The 20,154-nt window shown below is 67.7% G+C and carries 17 protein-coding genes; 16 read left to right on the plus strand and 1 reads right to left on the minus strand.

Annotated elements, in window-relative coordinates; all coding sequences use genetic code 11:
• The first annotated feature begins 132 nt into the window (after positions 1–132).
• On the plus strand, positions 133–1,962 hold the full coding sequence (locus CDO81_RS13200; protein WP_088483689.1) for a S8 family peptidase: 1,830 nt from the start codon (positions 133–135) through the stop codon (positions 1,960–1,962).
• Positions 1,963–2,788: 826 nt separating this feature from the next.
• On the opposite strand, the gene CDO81_RS13205 is transcribed toward CDO81_RS13200, so the two are convergent.
• Positions 2,789–4,819 (minus strand): M13 family metallopeptidase, encoded by a 2,031-nt coding sequence (locus CDO81_RS13205; protein ID WP_144397237.1) that lies wholly within the window; start codon positions 4,817–4,819, stop codon positions 2,789–2,791.
• A gap of 112 nt (positions 4,820–4,931) precedes the next feature.
• Between CDO81_RS13205 and pstS the strand changes: the two genes are divergently transcribed.
• From pstS to CDO81_RS13280, 15 genes are all read left to right on the plus strand, one after another.
• Positions 4,932–5,987 (plus strand): phosphate ABC transporter substrate-binding protein PstS, encoded by a 1,056-nt coding sequence (gene pstS / locus CDO81_RS13210; RefSeq protein ID WP_088483691.1) that lies wholly within the window; start codon positions 4,932–4,934, stop codon positions 5,985–5,987.
• Between the two features lie 14 nt (positions 5,988–6,001).
• Positions 6,002–6,394, plus strand: coding sequence for a gamma-butyrobetaine hydroxylase family protein (locus CDO81_RS13215; protein ID WP_088483692.1), 393 nt, complete (start codon positions 6,002–6,004; stop codon positions 6,392–6,394).
• A 3-nt stretch (positions 6,395–6,397) separates the two neighbouring features.
• Positions 6,398–7,129 carry a bifunctional demethylmenaquinone methyltransferase/2-methoxy-6-polyprenyl-1,4-benzoquinol methylase UbiE gene (gene ubiE, locus CDO81_RS13220; protein ID WP_088483693.1) on the plus strand — a complete coding sequence of 244 codons (732 nt, stop codon included), beginning with the start codon at positions 6,398–6,400 and terminating at the stop codon, positions 7,127–7,129.
• A gap of 311 nt (positions 7,130–7,440) precedes the next feature.
• Positions 7,441–8,409, plus strand: a complete 969-nt coding sequence (locus CDO81_RS13225) for an EpsD family peptidyl-prolyl cis-trans isomerase (RefSeq protein WP_088483694.1) — start codon at positions 7,441–7,443, stop codon at positions 8,407–8,409.
• Positions 8,406–9,248, plus strand: a complete 843-nt coding sequence (gene epsE, locus CDO81_RS13230) for a polysaccharide export protein EpsE (protein ID WP_088483695.1) — start codon at positions 8,406–8,408, stop codon at positions 9,246–9,248. Before CDO81_RS13225 ends, epsE begins: the two co-directional genes overlap by 4 nt.
• Before the next feature lie 16 nt (positions 9,249–9,264).
• Positions 9,265–10,689 (plus strand): chain length determinant protein EpsF, encoded by a 1,425-nt coding sequence (gene epsF, locus CDO81_RS13235; RefSeq protein WP_088483696.1) that lies wholly within the window; start codon positions 9,265–9,267, stop codon positions 10,687–10,689.
• 37 nt (positions 10,690–10,726) lie between these two features.
• Entirely contained in the window at positions 10,727–11,578 is an 852-nt protein-coding gene (locus CDO81_RS13240; RefSeq protein ID WP_241516987.1) for a CpsD/CapB family tyrosine-protein kinase, read from the plus strand.
• 17 nt (positions 11,579–11,595) lie between these two features.
• The gene (gene xrtB / locus CDO81_RS13245) at positions 11,596–12,486 is read left to right on the plus strand and encodes an exosortase B (RefSeq protein ID WP_088483698.1); all 891 of its coding nucleotides are present in this window, start codon (positions 11,596–11,598) and stop codon (positions 12,484–12,486) included.
• A complete protein-coding gene (gene epsI / locus CDO81_RS13250; protein ID WP_088483699.1) occupies positions 12,483–13,187 on the plus strand; it encodes an exosortase-associated protein EpsI, B-type in 705 nt (234 codons plus the stop codon). Before xrtB ends, epsI begins: the two co-directional genes overlap by 4 nt.
• Before the next feature lie 50 nt (positions 13,188–13,237).
• Positions 13,238–14,353 (plus strand): GDP-mannose 4,6-dehydratase, encoded by a 1,116-nt coding sequence (gene gmd, locus CDO81_RS13255; RefSeq protein ID WP_088483700.1) that lies wholly within the window; start codon positions 13,238–13,240, stop codon positions 14,351–14,353.
• 34 nt (positions 14,354–14,387) lie between these two features.
• The gene (locus tag CDO81_RS13260; protein ID WP_088483701.1) at positions 14,388–15,305 is read left to right on the plus strand and encodes a beta-1,6-N-acetylglucosaminyltransferase; all 918 of its coding nucleotides are present in this window, start codon (positions 14,388–14,390) and stop codon (positions 15,303–15,305) included.
• A gap of 19 nt (positions 15,306–15,324) precedes the next feature.
• Positions 15,325–16,272, plus strand: coding sequence for a GDP-L-fucose synthase (gene fcl, locus CDO81_RS13265; RefSeq protein WP_088484042.1), 948 nt, complete (start codon positions 15,325–15,327; stop codon positions 16,270–16,272).
• A 38-nt stretch (positions 16,273–16,310) separates the two neighbouring features.
• Positions 16,311–17,804, plus strand: coding sequence for an oligosaccharide flippase family protein (locus tag CDO81_RS13270; protein ID WP_088483702.1), 1,494 nt, complete (start codon positions 16,311–16,313; stop codon positions 17,802–17,804).
• Complete coding sequence (locus CDO81_RS13275) at positions 17,798–18,862, plus strand: O-fucosyltransferase family protein (protein ID WP_088483703.1); 1,065 nt, start codon at positions 17,798–17,800, stop codon at positions 18,860–18,862. Before CDO81_RS13270 ends, CDO81_RS13275 begins: the two co-directional genes overlap by 7 nt.
• Positions 18,859–20,130, plus strand: coding sequence for a glycosyltransferase (locus tag CDO81_RS13280; protein WP_088483704.1), 1,272 nt, complete (start codon positions 18,859–18,861; stop codon positions 20,128–20,130). The genes CDO81_RS13275 and CDO81_RS13280 overlap by 4 nt, the downstream gene beginning before the upstream one ends.
• Positions 20,131–20,154 lie beyond the last annotated feature (24 nt).

Raw genomic sequence — 20,154 nt, forward strand, 5'->3', positions numbered from 1 at the left:
CCGGTGCGCTGCTCACGTCGTTGGGAAGACGGGCGCCGCCGGCCAGCTGTCGACACGGCGGCGCTTCGCGTGGAGATCCCATGGGCCGAGCCGGCATGCCGTCCGCCACGGCGAACTCACGGAATCACCCTTATGCATTTCTCCTCCACGAATCGCCGCCGGGCCGTTGCCCTGGTTTGCGGCCTGCTCGCCGCCAGCGTTGGTCAGGCCGGCGTCTCCACGGCGCAGGTCGACAGCGGCGTCACCAGCCTGCTGCAGCGCGGTAGCACCACCGACCGCCTGATCATTGGCTACCGCGATGCCGCCCAGGCTGACGCTCGCGACGCGACCGTGTTGCGCGCCGTGACCGTCAACGCGGCAACGCTCGACAACCGCCTCGGCGCCCTCAACGCTGCCTTGGCCCTGCGCGGCGCCAAGGCGCGCGTGCTGCGCCAGATGGGCACCGGCGGCCATGTGTTCAAGCTGGACAAGGCTTTCACGCTGGCCGAGCTGCAGCGCGTGGCGAGCGACCTCAAGGCGGCTGACGCCAACATCGCCTACGCCGAGCCCGACCGCAAGATGTACCCGATGATGACGCCCAACGACACGAGCTACAGCTCGCAGTGGGACCTCTACGAGACCACCGGCGGCATCCGCGCCCCGGCCGCCTGGGACCTGGCCACCGGCACGGGCATCGTGGTGGCGGTCATTGACACCGGTATCCGTCCGCACGCCGACCTGTCGGGCCAGACGGTGGCCGGCTACGACATGATCAACGACGCGACGGTGGCCAACGACGGCAATGCGCGCGACAGCGACCCGAGCGACCCCGGCGACTGGACCGCCGCCAATGAATGCGCCGCGGGCGACCCCGCCAGCAACTCCAGCTGGCACGGCACCCACGTGGCCGGCACCATCGCCGCCAAGACCAACAACTCGGCGGGCATCGCCGGCATCGCCTTCAACGCCAAGATCCAGCCCGTGCGTGCGCTGGGCAAGTGCGGCGGCTACACCTCCGACATCGCCGACGGCATCACCTGGGCCTCGGGCGGCACCGTCTCGGGCCTGAGTGCCGTCAATGCCACGCCGTCCCGGGTGATCAACATGTCGCTGGGCGGCGGCGGGGCCTGCGACACGGCCACGCAGACGGCCATCAACGGTGCCCGCTCGCGCGGCACCGTGGTGGTGGTGGCTGCCGGCAACGAAAACCAGAACGCCAGCAACTCCAGCCCCGCCAACTGCTCGGGCGTCATCACCGTGGCGGCCACCGACCGCAACGGCGCGCGTGCCTACTACTCCAACTACGGTTCGGTCGTGACCCTGGCCGCGCCCGGTGGTGATGTGCGCTCCAGCAGCAGCAATGGCATCCTGAGCACGCTCAATGCCGGCACGAAGTCGCCGGGGGCTGACAGCTACGCGTACTACCAGGGTACCTCGATGGCCACGCCTCACGTGGCCGGCGTGGTCGCCCTGATGCTGAGCGCCAAGCCGAGCGCCACACCGGACCAGATCAAGGCCGCCCTGCAGAGCAGCGCGCGCGCCTTCCCGGGCACCTGCTCGCAGTGCGGCTCGGGCATCCTGGATGCAGCTGCGGCGATCACCGCGATCACCGGCTCGGGCACCGGCACGCTGCCGACCTTCAACGAGACCGAGTCCAACGGCAGCATCGCCACGGCCAACACCGTCTCGGCCCCGTCGAACGTGTCGGGCAGCATCGGCTCCACCAGCGACACCGACTACTTCAAGGTCGTGCTGCCGGCCGGCAAGACGCTGACGGCCACGCTGACCGCGGCCAGCACCAGCAACGACTTCGACCTGTACGTGAAGAACAGCTCGGGCACGACGCTGGCCCAGAGCGAGAAGTCGGCGGGCCAGGCGGACAGCACCACCTACGCCAACGGCGGCTCGACCTCGGTCACGTTGTATGTGCAGGTGCTGCGGTACAGCGGTACGGGGGCGTATACGCTGAAGCTGCAATGGTGATGAGCGGCTTGCCGCATTGAGGAAGGGGCAGGGCTTTGGGCCTTGCCCCTTTTGCATTGGCGGAGAGCTCCTGTTTGGAGGCTTTTGCCAGAAGCCTTAGTCGTTCGGTGCACCGTGCCGGGAGTTCGCCCCGGCGGGCGAGTAACTTTTCTCTGTCGCGCCAGAGAAAAGTCACCAAAAGAGAGGCGCTGAACCGCAAGCCATCGGGCTGGTGCTGAAGCTCACGCGCGAAAACTCGCGCTCAGCGTGTGCGAAGAAGCGACCCGCTGCGCTCTCGCTGCTGTCCCTGTCACGAGCACCATCCATCGCACCTTCACGCCCGTTAACGCCGGCTGCACGCCGGGCTCACCAGTGAAGGCACCAACCCGCACGACGCGCCGTCGACGGCGCTTGGTTTTCAACTCGTGAGTTCGGCGTGTAGCCGACGTTGACCGCACAAGCGGCGGATGACTCGGTCTCTGGACAGGGACAGCAGCGAGAGCGCAGCGGCTCGCTTCGGCTGAGGCTTCGAGCGTTCGTTTTCGCGCGATGTCCGTCGCAGGCCAGCGGCGACTTGCGGTTCAGCGCCTCTTCTTTGGTGACTTTCTTCTGGCGCAGCAGAAGAAAGTTACCCGCCCGCCGGGGCTGAGCCCGGACACAGGACAGCCCACTGCGGGCTGTCCTGTGCCTGGCGAAGGCCTTGCCGCTTGCAAGCGGCAAGGCAGAACTCCCGGCACGGTGCACCGAGTGCCAAAGGCTCTTGGCAAAGCCTACGGTTCAGGACCAAGTGCAAGCCCAGCAAAAACGGGGCCGCAGCCCCGTTCTCAAACCAACGCTTGCAACCCGATCACCACACCGTGATCGGATCCGTCGCCACCATCGCACTCCCCGCCTTGCACGAAAACGCCTGCGCAAAGTAGGGCGAGTTGCTCATCGGCGTCAGCACGCGGTACTTGGCCGGTGAGTGGGAGTCGGTGCGCAGCTGGTTGATCAGGAACTCGGTGCGCACCTTGTTGCGCCACACCAGCGCATTGCTGATGAAGAAGCGCTGCGCCGGGGTGTAGCCGTCGATCTTCCGGTCCGCGCCGCCGGTGCGCTTCAGCGCCAGCTGCAGGCCCTCGTAGGCGATGGGCAGGCCCGACATGTCGGAGATGTTCTCGCCCAGCGTCAGGCGGCCGTTGATGTTGTAGCCGGGCAGGGGCGAGATGGCGCTGTAGCGCTCGGCGACCTTGTCGGCGCGGGCCTTGTAGCCCTCGGCGTCCGCGGGCGTCCACCAGTCGGTCAGAGAGCCGGTGGCGTCGAAGTTGCGGCCGCTGTCGTCGAAGTGGTGGGTGATCTCGTGGCCGATCACCATGCCGATGCCGCCGTAGTTGCTGGCGTCGTCGGCCTTGGCGTCGAAGAAGGGCGGCTGCAGGATGCCGGCCGGGAAGGTGATCTGGTTCAGGCCGCCGGCAAAGGCGTTGACGATGTGCGGGCTGGTGCGCCAGCGGTTGCGCTCCACGGGCGCGTCCAGGTCCTTGATCTGGCGGTCGCTGTGCCACAGCGCGACCTTCAGCCAGTTGCCCGCGTAGTCGTTGGCGCTGAGCTGCAGGCCTTCATACTGCGGCCACTTGGCGGGCGCGCCGATCATGGGCTGCATCTGCGCAAGTTTCTCCAGGGCCTTGGCTTTGGTGGGCGCGGTCATCCACGAGAGCTTCTCGATGCGGGCTTTCATGGCGGCGCGCACGTCTTCCACCAGTTGCAGCGATCGCTTCTGCGCCTCGGGCGAGAAGGCACGGGCCACGAACAGCTCGCCCAGGGCCAGCGCCACGGGCTCGTTGCCGTAGCGGCCGCCGATCTGCTGGATGACCTCTTCATTGCGAGGCGCCGGCGCCTGCAGGCCGGTGATGGCCTTGCCGCGGTACTCGAACGACGCATCGGCGAAGGCCTTGGGCAGGCGCGGCGCGGCGGCATCGAGCACCCGCACGGCCAGGTAGCTGCGCCACACCGCCAGCGGCGTGTCAGCGGCCAGCTTGGCCACGCGGGTGGCGAACTCGGGCTGCGCCACGATGAAGCGCTGTGGCAGCTTGGCGCCTGCCGTCAGCACCGCGAGGTAGGCGTTCCAGTCCAGACCCGGGGCCGCGGTGGCCAGATCGGCCGCGCTCATGGGGTTGTAGTTGGCATTGGGGTCTCGCAGCTTGGCGCGCTCGCGCGAGGCTTCGGCCAGCTGGGTCTCGAACGCCATCAGCGCGTCCAGGTCGGCGTCGGCGGCTGGGCGGCCGGCCGCGGCCAGCACGGTCTTGGCGAACTGGCGGTAGGCGGTGGTCAGGCCGCGGGTGCGGTCATCGGTGCGGAAGTAGTCGTCCCGGTCAGGCAGGCCCAGGCCCGACTGGCCGAGGTTCAGCACATTGCGCCGGGTGTCCTTGCGGTCGGGCGACACGCCGTAGCCCAGCGGCGCGGCCACGCCGCTGCGGGCGAGCAGGGCGAGCAGCGTGGGCAGGTCTTCGCGGCGCTGCAGGCTGTCGATGCGGTTGAGCAGCGGCGTGACCGACGTCAGGCCGCGTGCCTCGATGGCGGCTTCGTCCATGCCGGAGGCGTAGTAGGCGGCGATGAGCTTCAGGCCCGGCGTGGTCTGCAGCCGGGGCTGGTCGGCCAGTTCCTTCAGCGCCCGGTTCAGCAGCTCGTCGTTGGCCTGTCGCAGCTGCTCGAAGCTGCCGATGCGGGCGCGGCTGGCCGGCAGCTCGGTGGCGGCCTCCCAGTTGCCGTTGACGAAGCTGTAGAAGTCGTCACAGGGCTGGACCTCCTTGGACAGGCCCTTCAGGTCCAGGGCGTGGGCGGTGGCAGCCAGGCCCAGCAGGGTCGCTGCGGCGGCGAGGCGGTGGCGGGCGAATCGGGTCATGGGGTGACAGGCAGATGGCAGGAAGAACGTGCGATTAGACCGGCCCCTCAACCCAGGGGACGGAAGACACAGGGCATGATTACGGGTTTTCACCAAGCCTGCTGTACCGGCCATGTTCCGTTCCCTGCGTCTCCTGCGCGCTGCCCTGTGCCTCGCCGTCCCCCTGACCCTGACCTGGGGCGCCACCGCGCAGACCGTGCAAGGGCAGGGCGCGACCTTCCCGTCCAAGGTCTACGAGACCTGGGCCAAGGCCTTCGCCAAGGCGGGCGGCGTGGCCGTTCTGTACAAGGGCACCGGCTCGGGTGACGGCATCAAGCAGATCACCGCCCGCAAGGTTGACTTTGGCGGCACGGACTCCCCCCTGCCGCCGGCCGAGCTGGCCAAGCAGCATCTGGTGCAGATCCCCATGCTCGTGGGCGGCGTGGTGCCGGTGGTCAACCTGCCCGGCCTGGGCGGCGCGGTGCAGCTGGACGGCCCCGCGCTGGCCGACATCTTCCTGGGCCGCATCAAGTTCTGGAACGACGGCCGCATCGCCGCACTCAACCCCGGGCTGAGCCTGCCGGCCCAGCCCATCAAGCGCATCGTGCGTGCCGAGAAATCGGGCACGAGCGACGGCTTCAGCCGCTACCTTTCGGGCGTCTCCCCCGCGTTCAAGGCCGAGGTGGGCGCCAGCCAGGCGCCGGCCTGGCCGGGCGAGCCGCTGAAGGCCGAAGGCAACGACGGCATGGTGCAGACCCTGCGCGCCACGTCCGGCGGCATCGCCTATGTCTCCTACGACCGCGTGCTGCGCGACAAGCTCGCCGCCGTCAAGCTGCGCAACGCGGCGGGCCGCTTTGTGCTGCCCTCCGAGCGCGGCTTTGCCGTGGCGGTGCTGGAGAGCGACATGCACCGCTCGGGCGATGACCTCGCCACGTTGCTGGACCGCCCGGGCCCCGAGGCCTGGCCCATCACCCTCACCAGCTTCGTGCTGGTGGACGCCGAGCCGGCCCAGGGCGCCCAGGTGCAGGGCGCGCTCAAGTTCCTGTACTGGTGCTTCATGCACGGAGACGACCTCACCCGCGGCACGGGCTTTGCGCCGCTGCCGGTGAGCGTGCAGTCGCGCCTGGCCGGACGCTTCACGCAGGTCAAGCCGCGGGATGGCGCGCTGCCGGTGTACCAGTCGTTCTGAGGGACACTCCCGCCATGCCAGCGCCTACCGAACTCACCGTCCACCAGCAGTCGCGCGTGCTCGAGATCGCCTTCGACGACGGCGCGCGCTTTCGCATCCCGTTCGAGCTGATGCGCGTCTACAGCCCCTCGGCCGAGGTCATGGGCCACGGCCCGGGCCAGGAAGTGCTGCAGACCGGCAAGCGCGACGTCGTGATCACCAACCTTGAGGCGGTGGGTCACTACGCGGTGCGCCCGGAGTTCTCCGACGGCCACGCCAGCGGCCTGTTCGCCTGGGACTACCTCTACAAGCTCGGCAGCCAGCAGGACGCCCTCTGGCGCGACTACGAAGCCCGCCTCGCCGCCGCCGGCAAGGGCCGCGACGACCCCATGCCCGACAAGAGCGGCGGCAGCTGCCATTCGCACTGAACCATGAGCACCACCCATTTCGGTTTCCAGCAGGTCGACGAGAACGAGAAGGCCCGCAAGGTGCGGGGCGTGTTCGACTCGGTCGCGTCCAAGTACGACCTCATGAACGACGTGATGTCGGCCGGCCTGCACCGGGCCTGGAAGGCCTATACCGTGCAGGTGGCCAACCTCAAGCCGGGCGAGCGGGCGCTGGACATCGCGGGCGGCACGGGCGACCTGTCCCGCGCCTTTGCGCGCAAGGTGGGTGACACGGGCATGGTCGTGCACACCGACATCAACGAAGCCATGCTGCGCCAGGGCCGTGACCGGCTGCTGGACGAAGGCCTCATCCTGCCCACGAGCCTCGCCGACGCCGAGAAGCTGCCGTTCAAGGACGAGAGCTTCGACCTGGTGAGCGTGGCCTTCGGCCTGCGCAACATGACCCACAAGGACCTGGCCCTGGCCGAGATGTGCCGGGTGCTGAAGCCGGGCGGGCGGCTGCTGGTGCTGGAGTTCTCGCGCATCGCGGAGCCGCTGCGTAAGCCTTACGACTGGTACTCCTTCAACATCCTGCCCAAGCTCGGGTCGCTGTTCGCGGGCGACGCCGACAGCTACCGCTACCTCGCGGAGTCCATCCGCATGCACCCCGACCAGGCCACCCTCAAGGCCATGATGAAGACGGCCGGCTTCGGCCACGTGGACGTGCACAACCTCAGCGCCGGCATCGTCGCGCTGCACGCCGGCATCAAGTGCTGACCCGCCGCGCCGTGCGGCGCTGATGCACCGGCCCGGGGCGCCGCCCGCGGGCCCTGACCACCCCTGCCCAGGGGTTAGGCCGCACGCCGGGACGGCGATATCCTCATCCGCCGGCGATGGCATCCCCCAAGAACGTGGGGGCCTGCGGAACTTACGTCTTGAAATCGCTCTAACCGCGGTCGGCTGAATGCGGCTGCGCACGCCCCCTGTTATGGGTTCGTGCGTGCCCCAGACCCGACATATGCCCCCGCTACACTGGTTTGCTCCTATGGGCAAGGAGCCCTCTTCTCCATAACAAGGACCGACAAAAGATGGCAACGCGACTGATCAACCACCGGGCCCCTCTGCTGCTGGCCATCGTTGCCGCGGCGGCAATGCTCGCGGCCTGTGGTGGCGACAAGGGCGACAAGGCGTCGCAGACGGCCGCCAAGGTCAACAAGGAAGAGATCACCGTCCACCAGATCAACTTCGTGCTGCAGCGCCAGCAAGGTCTCAAGCCCGAGCAGGCCGAAGCCGCGAGCCGCCAGGTGCTGGAGCGCCTGATCGACCAGGAACTGGCCGTGCAGAAGGCCCAGGAGCAGAAGGTCGACCGCGACCCGCGCGTCGTGCAGCAGATCGAAGCCGCCAAGCGCGAGATCATCGCCCGCGCCTACGCCGAGCGCGTCGGTGAGACCGTCACCAAGCCCAGCGCGGAAGAGGTCAGCAAGTACTACAACGACAAGCCCGCCCTGTTCAAGGAACGCCGCATCTACAGCCTGCAAGAGCTGCAGATCCAGGCCAAGCCCGAGCAGTTCGAGGCCATCCGCGCCAAGCTGGCCGGGGCCAAGAGCCTCAACGAGTTCGCCGAGTACCTCAAGTCGGCCGACCTGCGCTTCAGCGGCAACCAGGCCGTGCGTGCCGCCGAGCAGCTGCCGCTGGCCAGCGTCGACGCGATCTCGCGCATGAAGGACGGCGACTCCATGATCAGCGCCAACCCGGCGGGCCTGACAGTGCTGTTCCTGGTGGGCTCGCGCAGCGAACCGGTCGACGAGTCGCGCGCGCGCCCCGCCATCGAAGCCTTCCTGCTGAACCAGCGCAAGGCCGAAGCCATCCAGAAGGACCTCAAGGCCCTGCGCGAGAGCTCCAAGATCGAATACGTGGGCAAGTTCGCCCAGCCGGCACCCGCCGGTGCCGCCTCGGCGCCCGTGCTGCCGGCCGCCACCGATGCCGCCGCGCCTGCCGCGCCGGCCGCCAGCGGGCTCGACCCCGCTTCCATCTCCAAGGGCATGGGCCTGAAATGATCCGACTCCCTCACCTGCTCATCGCCGCCACGCTCGGGCTCGCAGCCCTCGGCGTACAGGCCCAGGCCCAGCCTTCTGCGGCGGCGGCCAACGCCAATGCCAATGCCGAGTACCGGCTGGGCGCCGGCGACGTGGTGCGCATCGTCGTCTACCAGAACCCCGACCTCACGCTGGAGACGCGCGTCTCCGAGACCGGGGTCATCAGCTACCCGCTGCTGGGCAGTGTGCGCATCGGCGGGCTGGCGGTCAGCGCTGCTGAAAAGCTGATCGCCGACGGCCTGAAGAACGGCAGCTTCGTGAAGTCGCCCCAGGTCACCCTCATCCTGTTGCAGATCAAGGGCAACCAGGCCAGCGTGCTGGGCCAGGTCAACCGCCCGGGCCGCTACCCCATCGAGACGACCGACATGCGCCTGACCGACCTGCTGGCCAATGCCGGCGGCGTGGCCACGAGCGGCGGCGACATCCTCGTGCTCAGCGGCACCCGCAACGGCAAGCCCTACCGGCTGGAAGTCGACCTGCCCAGCGTCTTCGGTCCCACGGCTGACGCTGGCCGGGCCAACGACGTCATCATCCAGAACGGCGACGTGCTCTGGGTCGACCGCGCCCCCATCGTCTACATCTACGGCGAAGTGCAGCGCCCCGGCCCGATGCGCCTGGAGCGCGGCATGACGCTCATGCAGGCCCTGGCCACCGGCGGCGGCCTGAACCCGCGCGGCACCGAGCGCGGCATCCGCGTGCACCGCAAGGGCGCTGACGGCAAGGTCCAGGTCATGCAACCCGGCATGGACGACAGCCTGAAGGACGGCGACGTCGTGTACGTCAAGGAAAGCCTGTTCTGAACCCGAGGGCCCTGCAATGAACTTCGTCCAATTCCTGGCCATCCTGCGAGCGCGCTACAAGCTGGCGCTCGGCGTGTTCGGCGTCATCGTGCTGGTGGCTCTCGTGCTCAGCCTGGTCTGGCCCAAGAGCTACACCGCGTCGGCCTCGGTCGTCATCGATGCCTCCAAGCCTGACCCGCTGGCCGCCGTGCTCTACCCCGGCGGCATGAACCCCAGCGTGATCGCCACGCAGATCGACGTGATCCAGAGCGACCGCGTGGCCTTCAAGGTCGTGCGCAACCTCAAGCTCACCGAGAACCCGCAGATCCGCGAACAGTGGCAAGACGCCACCAAGGGCGAAGGCTCCATCGAGCAGTGGCTGGGCACCGTGTTCCAGCGCGCGCTGGACGTGAAACCCTCGCGCGAGTCCAACGTGGTCACGGTCACCTACAAGGCGGCCGACCCCAAGTTCGCCGCAGCCCTGGCCAACGCCTTCGTGCAGGCCTACCTCGAGACCAACATCGAGATGAAGGTCGAGCCGGCGCGCCTGTATTCGTCCTTCTTCGACCAGCGCGCCAAGGAAGCCCGTGACGTGCTCGAAAAGGCCCAGAGCCGCCTGTCCGAGTTCCAGAAGGAAAAAGGCATCATCGCCACCGATGAGCGCCTGGACGTCGAGAACGCCCGCCTGACCGAGCTGTCCAGCCAGTACGTCGGCCTGCAATCGCTGGCCTCCGACTCGGTCAGCCGCCAGGCCGCCGCGCGCGGCAACGGTGCCGACCGCATGCAGGAAGTGCTCAACAACCCGCTGATCGCCGGCCTCAAGGCCGACCAGGCGCGCCTGGAAGCCAAGCTGCAGGAGCTGACCGCCAAGCTCGGCGACAAGAACCCGCAGGTCATCGAGACGCGCGCCAACCTCGCCGAGCTCAAGACCCGCATCGACAGCGAGACCGTCAAGGTCGGCAGCTCCCTGGGCATCGCCAACAGCATCAACCAGCAGCGCGCTGGCGAGATCAAGGCGCAGCTGGAGGCGCAGCGCGCCAAGGTGCTGCAGATGAAGGCCGTGCGCGATGACGGCGCCGTGCTCGTGCGCGACGTCGAGAACGCCCAACGCACCTACGACCAGGTCATGACCCGGCTGAACCAGTCCACCATGGAGAGCCTCGCCACGCAGAGCAATGTGTCGGTGCTGTCGCAGGCGGTCGCGCCCATCACGCCGACCTCGCCGCGCCTGACCCTGAACATGGCCGTGGCCGTGTTTGCTGGCACGCTGCTGGCGGTGGCCCTGGTCATCGCGATGGAAATGCTCGACCGCCGCGTGCGCAGCGCCGAGGACGTGGCCCAGGCGGTGGCCCTGCCCGTCCTGGGCGTGCTGCCTTCGCCCACCGCGCGCCGCCTGTTCGGCAAGGCCACGTCGGCCAACCTGATGCAGCAGCGCCTGCTCGGCCAGGCGTCGGGCAAGTGAGCCCGCGCCGATGAACGCCCCCACCTCTGGAGCTTCCGTGAACGCTGCCGACCTGCATGACCGCCCGATTGGCGATCTGATCCGTGATGCGCGCAACCTGAGCGCCGCTGAAGTTGAAAAGGTGCTGAGCTACCAGCGCCAGCATGGCGTGCGCTTCGGTGAAGCCGCGGTCACGCTCGGCCTGGCCAGCCCCGACGATGTGCTCAACGCACTTGCCCAGCAGTTCCACTACCCGCTGGCCAACGCCGAGCGCCGCATCGCCAGCCCCGAGCTGGTCACGCTGCTGCAGCCCTTCTCGGTGCAGGCCGAGGCCATCCGCGCGGTGCGCAGCCAGGTCACCATGCGCCTGACCAAGGCCGACGCGCCCCGCCAGGCCCTGGCCGTCATCAGCCCCGACACCGGCGACGGCAAGACCTACTTCGCCGCCAACCTCGCGGTGGCCCTGGCCCAGTTGGGTGGGCGCACCCTGCTGGTGGATGCCGACCTGCGCGGCCCGCGCCAGCACGAGGTGTTCAAGGTCAGCAACGCAGCCGGCCTGTCGTCGCTGCTGTCGGGCCGCACCGAGTCCCAGGTCATCCAGTCGGTGGAAGGGGTGCCGGGCCTGTTCGTGCTGCCCTGCGGCCCCATCCCGCCCAACCCGCTGGAGCTGATCGAGCGCCCGGCCTTCGGGCTGCTGGTGCGCGAGCTCACGGCCAAGTTCGACCATGTCGTCATCGACACGGCCGCCGGCTCGCTGGGGTCAGACGCCTGCGTGGTGGCCGCCAAGTGCGGCGCGGCCCTGGTGCTCACGCGCAAGCACAAGAACAAGGTGTCGGGTCTGCAGGACCTCGTGGCCAGCATGGCCGGCAGTTCGGTGCAACTGCTGGGCGCGGTCGTCAACGAGTTCTGAGCCCGAGCGGTGCCGTGATGTCTGCAACTGCACCTGAGGCAGGCCGTCCGGCCCTTTTGCCCGCACGTGTCGACCTGCCGTCCCTGCTGCTGGTGCTGCTGGGGTTGCTGGTCGTCTACGTGCCCGAGTACGCAGAGCTCTTTCGCGGCCTGTGGCGAACCGATGAGCAAGGGCACGGCCCCATCATCTTTGCGGTCTCGCTGTGGCTGCTCTTCAAGCAGCGCCACAAGCTGGCCGAGCTGGACAGCCGGCCCGCCACGATCAGCGGCAGCCTGGTGCTTGCGTTCGGTGCGTTGCTCTACGCCTTCGGCCGCTCGCAGAGCATCTGGATCTTCTCCATCGGCTCGCAGATCTGGGTGCTGGCCGGCCTGGCCCTGATCTTCAAGGGCTGGCGCGGCCTGCGGCTGATCTGGTTCCCGCTGTTCTTCATGCTCTTCATGGTGCCGCTGCCCGAGGCCCTCGTCGCGGCCGTCACGGCGCCACTCAAGACCGCGGTCTCCTACGTGGCCAGCGGCCTGCTCTACAACATGGGATTGCCCATCGGTCGTTCAGGCGTCATGCTGACCGTTGGCCAGTACCAGCTCCTGGTGGCCGACGCCTGCGCTGGCTTGAACTCCATGTTCACCCTCGAAGCGCTGGGCATGCTGTACATGAACCTCATGCGCTACACCTCGGTGGCCCGCAACGTCACGCTGGCCCTGCTTCTCGTGCCCATCGCCTTCGCGGCCAACATCGGCCGCGTGATCATCCTCGTGCTTGTCACCTACTTCTTCGGTGACGCGGCAGGGCAGGGCTTCGTGCATGGCTTTGCCGGCATGGTGCTGTTCATGCTGGCGCTGATGCTGATGCTCGCCGCCGACCGCGTGCTGGGCTTCTTCTTCAAGTCGGAGCGGGGGGCGCAGGCATGACGGCCTGGCTGACTGGCGTGCGGCTGCGTGCCTTGCTGGCGCTGGCGCTGCTGCTCAGCGCCTCGGTGCTGGCCGAGGCCACCAAGCCCACCAAGCACCTGGCTGACCTGCACCCCAAGGTCGACCTGGAACAGATCTTCCCCGCCAGCTTCAACGGCTGGCAGCAAGACCCCAACCGCCCCGTCACCATCGTCTCGCCCGACCAGGCCGAGCTGCTCAAGCTGCTGTATGCGCAGACCGTGTCGCGCACCTACATCGGCCCCCAGGGGGAGCGCATCATGCTGTCGGTGGCCTACGGCGGCGACCAGTCCGAGGCCACGCGGGCGCACCGGCCTGACGTGTGCTACCCGGTGCAGGGCTTCCAGATCCTGGCCAACGACGATGCCAGCCTGCGTGTCGGGCAAGGCGAGCTGTCGGTGCGGCACATGTTTGCCAAGCTCGGCCAGCGGCATGAGCCCGTCACCTTCTGGTTCGTGGTGGGCGAGTACGTCGCCACCACCAGCCCGCAGCAGAAATACGCCGAGCTGCGCTACAGCATGCGCGGGCTGATTCCGGATGGCCTGTTGATGCGCGTCTCGTCCATCGACCTGGATCCCGAAGCCGGCTACCGCCTGCAGACGAGATTCATCAACGACCTCTACGCCGCCATGCGGCCCGAAGACCGGACGCTGGCCTTCGGCAGCGCCGTGAGCGGGCGTTGAGGTCCGGCTCGCCCCCCGTTTCCCATCCCCCCACCGAAGTTGTTCATCCCATGACCAAGACCGCCCTGATCACCGGCGTTACCGGCCAAGACGGCGCCTATCTCGCCGAACTCCTGCTGTCCAAGGGCTACGAGGTCCACGGCATCAAGCGTCGCAGCAGCCTGTTCAACACCGACCGCGTCGACCACCTCTACCAAGACCCCCACGTCGACAACCAGCGCTTCAAGCTGCACTACGGCGACCTGACCGACTCCACCAACCTCATCCGCATCGTCCAGGAGACGCAGCCCGACGAGATCTACAACCTCGGCGCCATGAGCCATGTGGCCGTGAGCTTCGACCAGCCCGAATACGCCGCCGACGCCGACGGCATCGGCACCCTGCGCCTGCTGGAAGCCATCCGCATCCTGGGCCTGCAGAAGAAGACCCGCTTCTACCAGGCCTCCACCTCCGAGCTGTATGGCCTGGTGCAGGAGATCCCGCAGAAGGAGACCACGCCCTTCTACCCGCGCAGCCCCTACGCGGTGGCCAAGATGTACGCCTACTGGATCACGGTGAACTACCGCGAGGCCTACGGCATGTACGCCTGCAACGGCATCCTGTTCAATCACGAGAGCCCGCTGCGCGGCGAGACCTTCGTCACCCGCAAGATCACCCGCGCCATCGCCCGCATTGCGCTGGGCCTGCAGGACTGCCTGTACCTCGGCAACCTCAGCGCGCTGCGCGACTGGGGCCACGCCAAGGACTACGTCGAGATGCAGTGGATGATGCTGCAGCAGGAGCAGGCCGAAGACTTCGTCATCGCCACCGGCGTGCAGTACAGCGTGCGCCAGTTCGTCGAGTTCGCGGCGGCCGAGCTGGGCGTGACCGTGGCCTTCGAGGGCCACGGCGAGCAGGAGATCGGCCGCGTGGCCAAGGTCGAGGGCGACAAGGCCAAGTGCAAGGTCGGCGACGTCATCGTGCGCGTGGACCCGCGCTACTACCGCCCCACCGAAGTCGAAACCCTGCTGGGCGACCCCACCAAGGCCAAGGAAAAGCTCGGCTGGACGCCCAAGACCACCCTGCGCGAGCTGGTGGCCGAGATGGTCGAGGCCGACTACACCTCTGCCCGCCGCGACAGCCTTGTGAAGCTGGCGGGCTTCCAGGCCTACGACTACAACGAGTGAGCGTTCGCGCCGAGGCCCGAGCGTTGCAGTTCCGATGAGTCGCCTTGCTTTTCTCGTGCTGGCCCACGCCGACGCGGCACACCTGCAGGCCCTCGTGGCGCAGCTCGTGCCGGCGGGTGATGTGTACCTGCACATCGATGCCAAGGCCGATCTGTCGTCGTTCGCCGCGTTGAAAGAGATGCCTGGGGTGCGCTTTGCCACGCACAGGCACGCCATCGATTGGGCGGGCTTCTCGATGGTGGAGGCTACGCTGGGACTGATGCGCGACGCCTTGGCTGCGTCCACGCCGTACGCGTATCTCGTCCTGCTGTCTGGTTCGTGTTTTCCGCTCAGGCCTCTGGAGGAACTGAACCGCCACCTGGCCCGCACCCCCGGTCGGCAGGTGATCCGCTATTTGGACATGCGCGAGAGTGCGACGCACTACATGCGGCACATCAACCGTCGCTGGTTCAAGCGGCCGATGTACCGAGGTCGTGTCAGGCCCCTGGTGCTGCTCGACAAGGCCGTGCGTCGCGTGGGCAACATGCTTCGACTGCCCAATGCGTGGCCTGAAGGTGTCGTGCCCTATTTCGGCTCGCAGTGGTGGGCGCTCACGGCGGACTGCTGTCGGTACGTATTGGACTTTGTCGGTCGCCACCCCGAGTTTGTCGAGGCGAACCGTTTGAGCTTTTCTCCGGATGAGCACTTCTTCCACACCATCGTCGGCAACTCGCCCTTTGCCGCGGCCGCGGATGGGCTGCAGCCCTTCGAGGGGGTGGGCACCTATCGCATGGCCAATCTCCACGTGATCGATCCCTCTCTGCAGCGGTGGTTCATTGAAGACGACTGGCCAACGCTGTCTGCCTCCGACAAATACTTCGTTCGCAAGGTGGGCTCCGCCACGGGCGCCGGGCTGGTTGCGCGCATCAAACAAGAGCGGCTGAGTGCTACCCACAGCCCGGAAGAACATTGAACGGATTGCCGTGATCAACATGAACAAAGACGCCTCCATCTTCGTCGCCGGCCATCGCGGCATGGTCGGCTCGGCGCTCGTGCGCCGTTTGCAGGCAGGCGGTTACACCCAGGTGCTGACCGCCTCCCGCCAGGAGCTGGACTTGCTGGACCAGCGCGCCGTGCATGACTGGCTGCAAGCCAAGAAGCCCGACTACCTCTTCATCGCCGCGGCCAAGGTGGGCGGCATCCAGGCCAACAACGTCTACCGCGCCGAGTTCCTCTATCAGAACCTGATGATCGAGGCCAACCTCATCCATGGCGCCCACCTGGCCGGCGTGCAGCGGCTGATGTTCCTGGGCAGTTCCTGCATCTATCCCAAGCTGGCACCGCAGCCGCTGCGTGAAGACAGCCTGCTCACCGGCCCGCTGGAACCCACCAACGAGCCCTACGCCATCGCCAAGATCGCTGGCATCAAGCTCTGCGAAAGCTATAACCGCCAGTACGGCCGGCAGTACGTCAGCGCAATGCCGACCAACCTCTACGGCCCCAACGACAACTACGACCTCAACAACAGCCACGTGCTGCCGGCGCTCATCCGCAAGGCCCACGAGGCCAAGCAGCGCGGCGACAAAGAGCTCGTCGTCTGGGGCACGGGCACGCCGCTGCGCGAGTTCCTGTACGTGGACGACCTGGCCGACGCCTGCGTGCACCTGATGGAAACCGGCGCTGAAGACGTGCTTGTGAACGTGGGCGTGGGTGAGGACGTGAGCATCCGCGACCTGGCGCAGCTGGTGTGCGAGGTGGTGGGCTTTGGCGGCGAGTTGGTGTTTGACACCAGCAAGCCGGACGGCACACCGCGCAAGCTGATGGACGTGAGCCTGTTGGCGAGCCGGGGCTGGAAGGCGAGCACCGCGTTGCGCGAGGGCATCGCGCTGGCTTACGCTGATTTCAAGCAGCGATTCGCCGCTGGCGCGGCCGGCGCGTGAGGTGAGTGCAGCTCGTCTCGCCATCTCCGGCGGCGCCCATGACGCCGAAGGCTGATCTCGGCCGCCGCACGCTGGCGGCGCTGGTCTGGACCTATGCCGGTGCCGTAGGCCGCGTGTTGCTGCAGTTGGTGTTCCAACTGCTGCTGGCGCGGCTGCTGGGCCCGGAGGCTTTCGGGCAGGCATCGCTGGCGCTCATCGTGCTGGGCTTCGGATGGATCCTGTCGGAGGCTGGTTTTGGCTCGGCCCTGATTCAGAAGTCCGAGATCAGCGCGCAGGACATCCGGTTCGCGCTGGGCTGGGTGCTGCTCGCGTCTGTGCTGGCCGGTGCCTGTATCGCACTGGCGGCACCGTGGTGCGCCCGCTGGTTGGGTGACGCCCACGCCTGGCCGCTGCTCGCCGCGGCAGGCGCGCTGATCCCCATCCAGGCGGTGTCCAACATTCCTTCCAGCCTGATGCGTCGCAATCTGGATGCCAAGCGGGCGCAGGCCATGTACCTGACCGGCTATGCGGTCGCCTATGGCGCCGTGGGCCTACCCTCGGCGTGGCTGGGGGCAGGCCCCTGGGCCTTGATCGCAGCATTCGGCGTTCACAGTCTGTTCGGGCTGGTTGTCGGTTGCTGGATCACTCGTTGCCCGTTGCGCCCGAGCCTGAGAGGCGATGGTGGTTTGCGCAGCTTCGGCCTGAAGGTGACCCTGGCGAATATGGCGAACTGGGCGACCGAGAACGTGGACCGCATGTTGGTCTCTCGTTTCTGGGGGAGTGCTGCCCTGGGCGCGTACGGTGCCGCAGCGAATCTTTCGCGTGCGCCAGCGGGTTTTCTGTTGGGCTCGCTGCAGTCGGTCGCCTTTGCTTCGGCTGCGCGATTGCAAGATTCGCGAGATCGCCTCGCCAGTGTTTTCCTGGGTATGGTGGCCGGCGTGAGCCTGTTCACCTGGCCCATCTTCGTTGCCATGGCAGTGCACGCAGACCTCATCATTTCGCTGTTGTACGGGCATCGTTGGTCTGATGCGGGGCCCCTGTTCGCCATCTTCAGTTTGGCGCTGCTGCCCATGACGCTTCTCGGCGTTGCGGGACCGTTGCTGTGGGCCATCAACGCGGTGGGAGCAGACCTTCAGGGCCAGCTGTTGACCGTGGTGCTCTTGCTGGCAGGTCTTTGGTTCTTCTCGGCGTTGCCACTTCATCAGGCTGCCTGGGTCGTGCTGCCCGCCTATCTCGCCCGCAGCCTGTGGCAGACGGCGCGTCTGGCGCAAGCTCTGGGTGTGTCGCTGATGCACGTGCTGCGGGCACTGCGGGGAGGCCTTCTTTTGACATGCCTTGCGGGCCTTTTGGCGTGGCAGTCGCAACGGCTACCTCAGACGTGGGCTGTGCTGCTTGTGACCGTGGTTGTCGGGCTTCCAGTCTGGCTTGTCCTGCTACGTTGGCAAGCGCGGTTTCTCCTGGGACCGCTCGCCGGCCTGCTGCAAGAGCACGCCACTCGCGTGCCCGCCTTGAAGCGGCTTTGCCGGCTGTTGAAGTTGGAGGTCGTATGCTGAAGCTGTGCCTTCCTTGGGTGCATGGCCGCGGCGCGGGCCTCGGCAATGAGCTGGTGCCCTGGTGTCGCGCCTTCCTGGCTGCACAGGTGCTGGGAGCCCGATGCCTACCGCCGGCGTTCGGCCTGAACCAGCGCAATTACCGTCGGCATTTCGGCACCTCCCGGTTTGACTGGCTCGGCCACCGTGTCTTGCGGGCGGTGTTGCCGCATGTGGAGTTCACCGAGGCGGACTATCTGGCCCACGGTGGCGGCGACGTGACCCTGGCGATCAAGCGATTTGGCGAGGATCGCGGCCTGTCTCAGCGTTCGACATGGCTGCTGACCACCCAGGGCATGTGGGGTGGCCTCGGGCACATCGACGCGGCGCGCGATTTCGCGCTCAGCACGCTTTACCGCAGTCGCTTTGCCGCGCACAACCTCGTTGCCGTGCGCCACCGGCTGCAGCCGTCGCTGCCGGTGGTGGGCATCCATGTGCGCATGGGCGATTTCGGTGAGCCGCTCGCGCCCGACGCCTACCGTGGCAGATTTAATGTCGCCCTGCCGCCGCAGTGGTACCGGGATGTGGCCTGGAGCATCCAAGAGCAGATGCAGGGCCAGGTGCAGTTTCTGGTGGTGTCTGACGCGCCTGCCGACCGCCTGCGCGGGCTGATGGCCGGGCTGCAGTGTGTCTACACCTCAGACCTGGCAGATGCTGACTGCTCCGACCTGCTCGCGCTGGCGCGTTGCGACCTGCTGGTGTGTTCGGTGTCGTCGTACAGCGTCTGGGCCGCCTTCCTGACCGATGCGCCCTACCTCTGGTACGGCCCCAATCTGAGCCTGCATGACGAGGGATGGGGGTCGATCTGGGGGCATGAGCCGGGCCAGCAGGCACCGGGGTCGCCCACTTTGCAGGCGCTGGTGCGTGCGCGGGGAGGGGTGCGGCCCGCGCCGACCCGCGCCTGGGCGGTGCCCGCTGAAGGTGCGGTACCTGCCGCAGCCATCGAGCAACTCGCCGCGCGGTCGGCGCGACGCGCCACGGATCTGGTGCGCTACGGTGTGGTGCCCGTGGAGGCCGCATGAGCCTGCATGTGGCCATCGTGGGGCATGTGGCGGGCGCAGACGTCGCTGGGCTGCTCGATCCGGGCCAGGGGGCCGTTCCCACGGGCTATACCGGCGCGCCCTTGATGGGCGTGCTGGTGCGCGAGTTGTTGCAACTCGGGCACCGCGTGACGGCCATCACCACCGACTCGGCCTTGCCGCTGGGCAGTGCGCCAGTGCGGCTGACGGGCCCAAGGTTCGAGTACGTTGTGGCTGCTGCCCGCCGCCGTGCCTGGCGCCCCAACCGCGTGGAGGCGGAGCCCGGCGGGTGGCGACTGGGCCGTGCTGTGGACGCCTTTGCACTGGAACGCCAGGCCGTGCGCGATGCCGTCCAGGCGGCTGCCCCCGACGTGGTGCATGCGCATTGGACGTATGAGTTCGCCCTCGGCAGCCTGGATGCGGGCCTGCCCACGCTGCTGACCTGTCACGACGCACCGGCGGCTGTGTTGCGCCACACCCGGAGCGTCTATCGCGCGGTGCGCTATGTGATGGCGCGCGAGGTCTTCCGGCGGGGGCGATATTTCACGGCCGTGTCACCCTACCTGGCCGAGGCATTGCAGTCCTACACAACGCACGGGATCGGTGTGGTGCCGAACCCGGTCGCCGCAGGTGTCATGGACCGCCGACGTGTGCGGCCTGCGCCCATCTCCCGCCGGGTCGCCATGGTTTTCAACGGCTGGGACGATCTCAAGAACCCGCGACTTGGGCTGCAGGCGTGTGCTGCCTTTGCCGTTGTTGAGCCGGCGGCGGAGTTCCACTTGTTCGGTCACGGCTTCGGCCCCGGGCAGGAGGCGGATCAGTGGGTGACCGCGCAGGGACTGGCCGGGCGATTCGTCTTCCATGGCCCGTGCCCGCATGCGCGCTTGTTGGAGCAAGTCGCGCAGATGGATGTGCTGCTGCACCCCGCCCTAGAGGAATCATTTGGTGTCGTCCTGGCCGAGGCGATGGGCATGGGGCTGAACGTGGTGGCCGGGCGGCACAGCGGCGCGGTGCCGTGGGTCCTCGGCCCCCGTCCGGGTGACGCTCGCGCACCGGGCATTCTGGTCGATGTGCGTTCCGTGCCCGCGATCGTGGACGGGCTGACGCAGGCTTTCGGGCCTGGCTATGGCGAGCGGTCGGCGCTGGGCGTGCAGCGGGTCGCCGCCAATTTTTCGGCGGCCAGCGTGGCACAGGCTTATGCGGCGCACTATGCGTCGCTGCTCGCCGGGACGCAGGCCGGTTTGCCGGCACGCGCCGCCGCGGGACACTAAGGCCTCGGGGTGGACCGTCGTTGG

Origin of the sequence: Roseateles puraquae, from assembly GCF_002205845.1 — a bacterium.
Lineage (GTDB): Bacteria > Pseudomonadota > Gammaproteobacteria > Burkholderiales > Burkholderiaceae_C > Pelomonas > Pelomonas puraquae.

Bases quoted from the DNA above. Each gene is read 5' to 3' on its own strand.
- CDO81_RS13200 (WP_088483689.1), top strand. From the start codon at position 133: ATGCATTTCTCCTCCACGAATCGCCGCCGGGCCGTTGCCCTGGTTTGC.
- CDO81_RS13205 (WP_144397237.1), bottom strand. From the start codon at position 4,819: ATGACCCGATTCGCCCGCCACCGCCTCGCCGCCGCAGCGACCCTGCTG.
- pstS (WP_088483691.1), top strand. From the start codon at position 4,932: ATGTTCCGTTCCCTGCGTCTCCTGCGCGCTGCCCTGTGCCTCGCCGTC.
- CDO81_RS13215 (WP_088483692.1), top strand. From the start codon at position 6,002: ATGCCAGCGCCTACCGAACTCACCGTCCACCAGCAGTCGCGCGTGCTC.
- ubiE (WP_088483693.1), top strand. From the start codon at position 6,398: ATGAGCACCACCCATTTCGGTTTCCAGCAGGTCGACGAGAACGAGAAG.
- CDO81_RS13225 (WP_088483694.1), top strand. From the start codon at position 7,441: ATGGCAACGCGACTGATCAACCACCGGGCCCCTCTGCTGCTGGCCATC.
- epsE (WP_088483695.1), top strand. From the start codon at position 8,406: ATGATCCGACTCCCTCACCTGCTCATCGCCGCCACGCTCGGGCTCGCA.
- epsF (WP_088483696.1), top strand. From the start codon at position 9,265: ATGAACTTCGTCCAATTCCTGGCCATCCTGCGAGCGCGCTACAAGCTG.
- xrtB (WP_088483698.1), top strand. From the start codon at position 11,596: ATGTCTGCAACTGCACCTGAGGCAGGCCGTCCGGCCCTTTTGCCCGCA.
- epsI (WP_088483699.1), top strand. From the start codon at position 12,483: ATGACGGCCTGGCTGACTGGCGTGCGGCTGCGTGCCTTGCTGGCGCTG.
- gmd (WP_088483700.1), top strand. From the start codon at position 13,238: ATGACCAAGACCGCCCTGATCACCGGCGTTACCGGCCAAGACGGCGCC.
- CDO81_RS13260 (WP_088483701.1), top strand. From the start codon at position 14,388: ATGAGTCGCCTTGCTTTTCTCGTGCTGGCCCACGCCGACGCGGCACAC.
- fcl (WP_088484042.1), top strand. From the start codon at position 15,325: ATGAACAAAGACGCCTCCATCTTCGTCGCCGGCCATCGCGGCATGGTC.
- CDO81_RS13270 (WP_088483702.1), top strand. From the start codon at position 16,311: ATGACGCCGAAGGCTGATCTCGGCCGCCGCACGCTGGCGGCGCTGGTC.
- CDO81_RS13275 (WP_088483703.1), top strand. From the start codon at position 17,798: ATGCTGAAGCTGTGCCTTCCTTGGGTGCATGGCCGCGGCGCGGGCCTC.
- CDO81_RS13280 (WP_088483704.1), top strand. From the start codon at position 18,859: ATGAGCCTGCATGTGGCCATCGTGGGGCATGTGGCGGGCGCAGACGTC.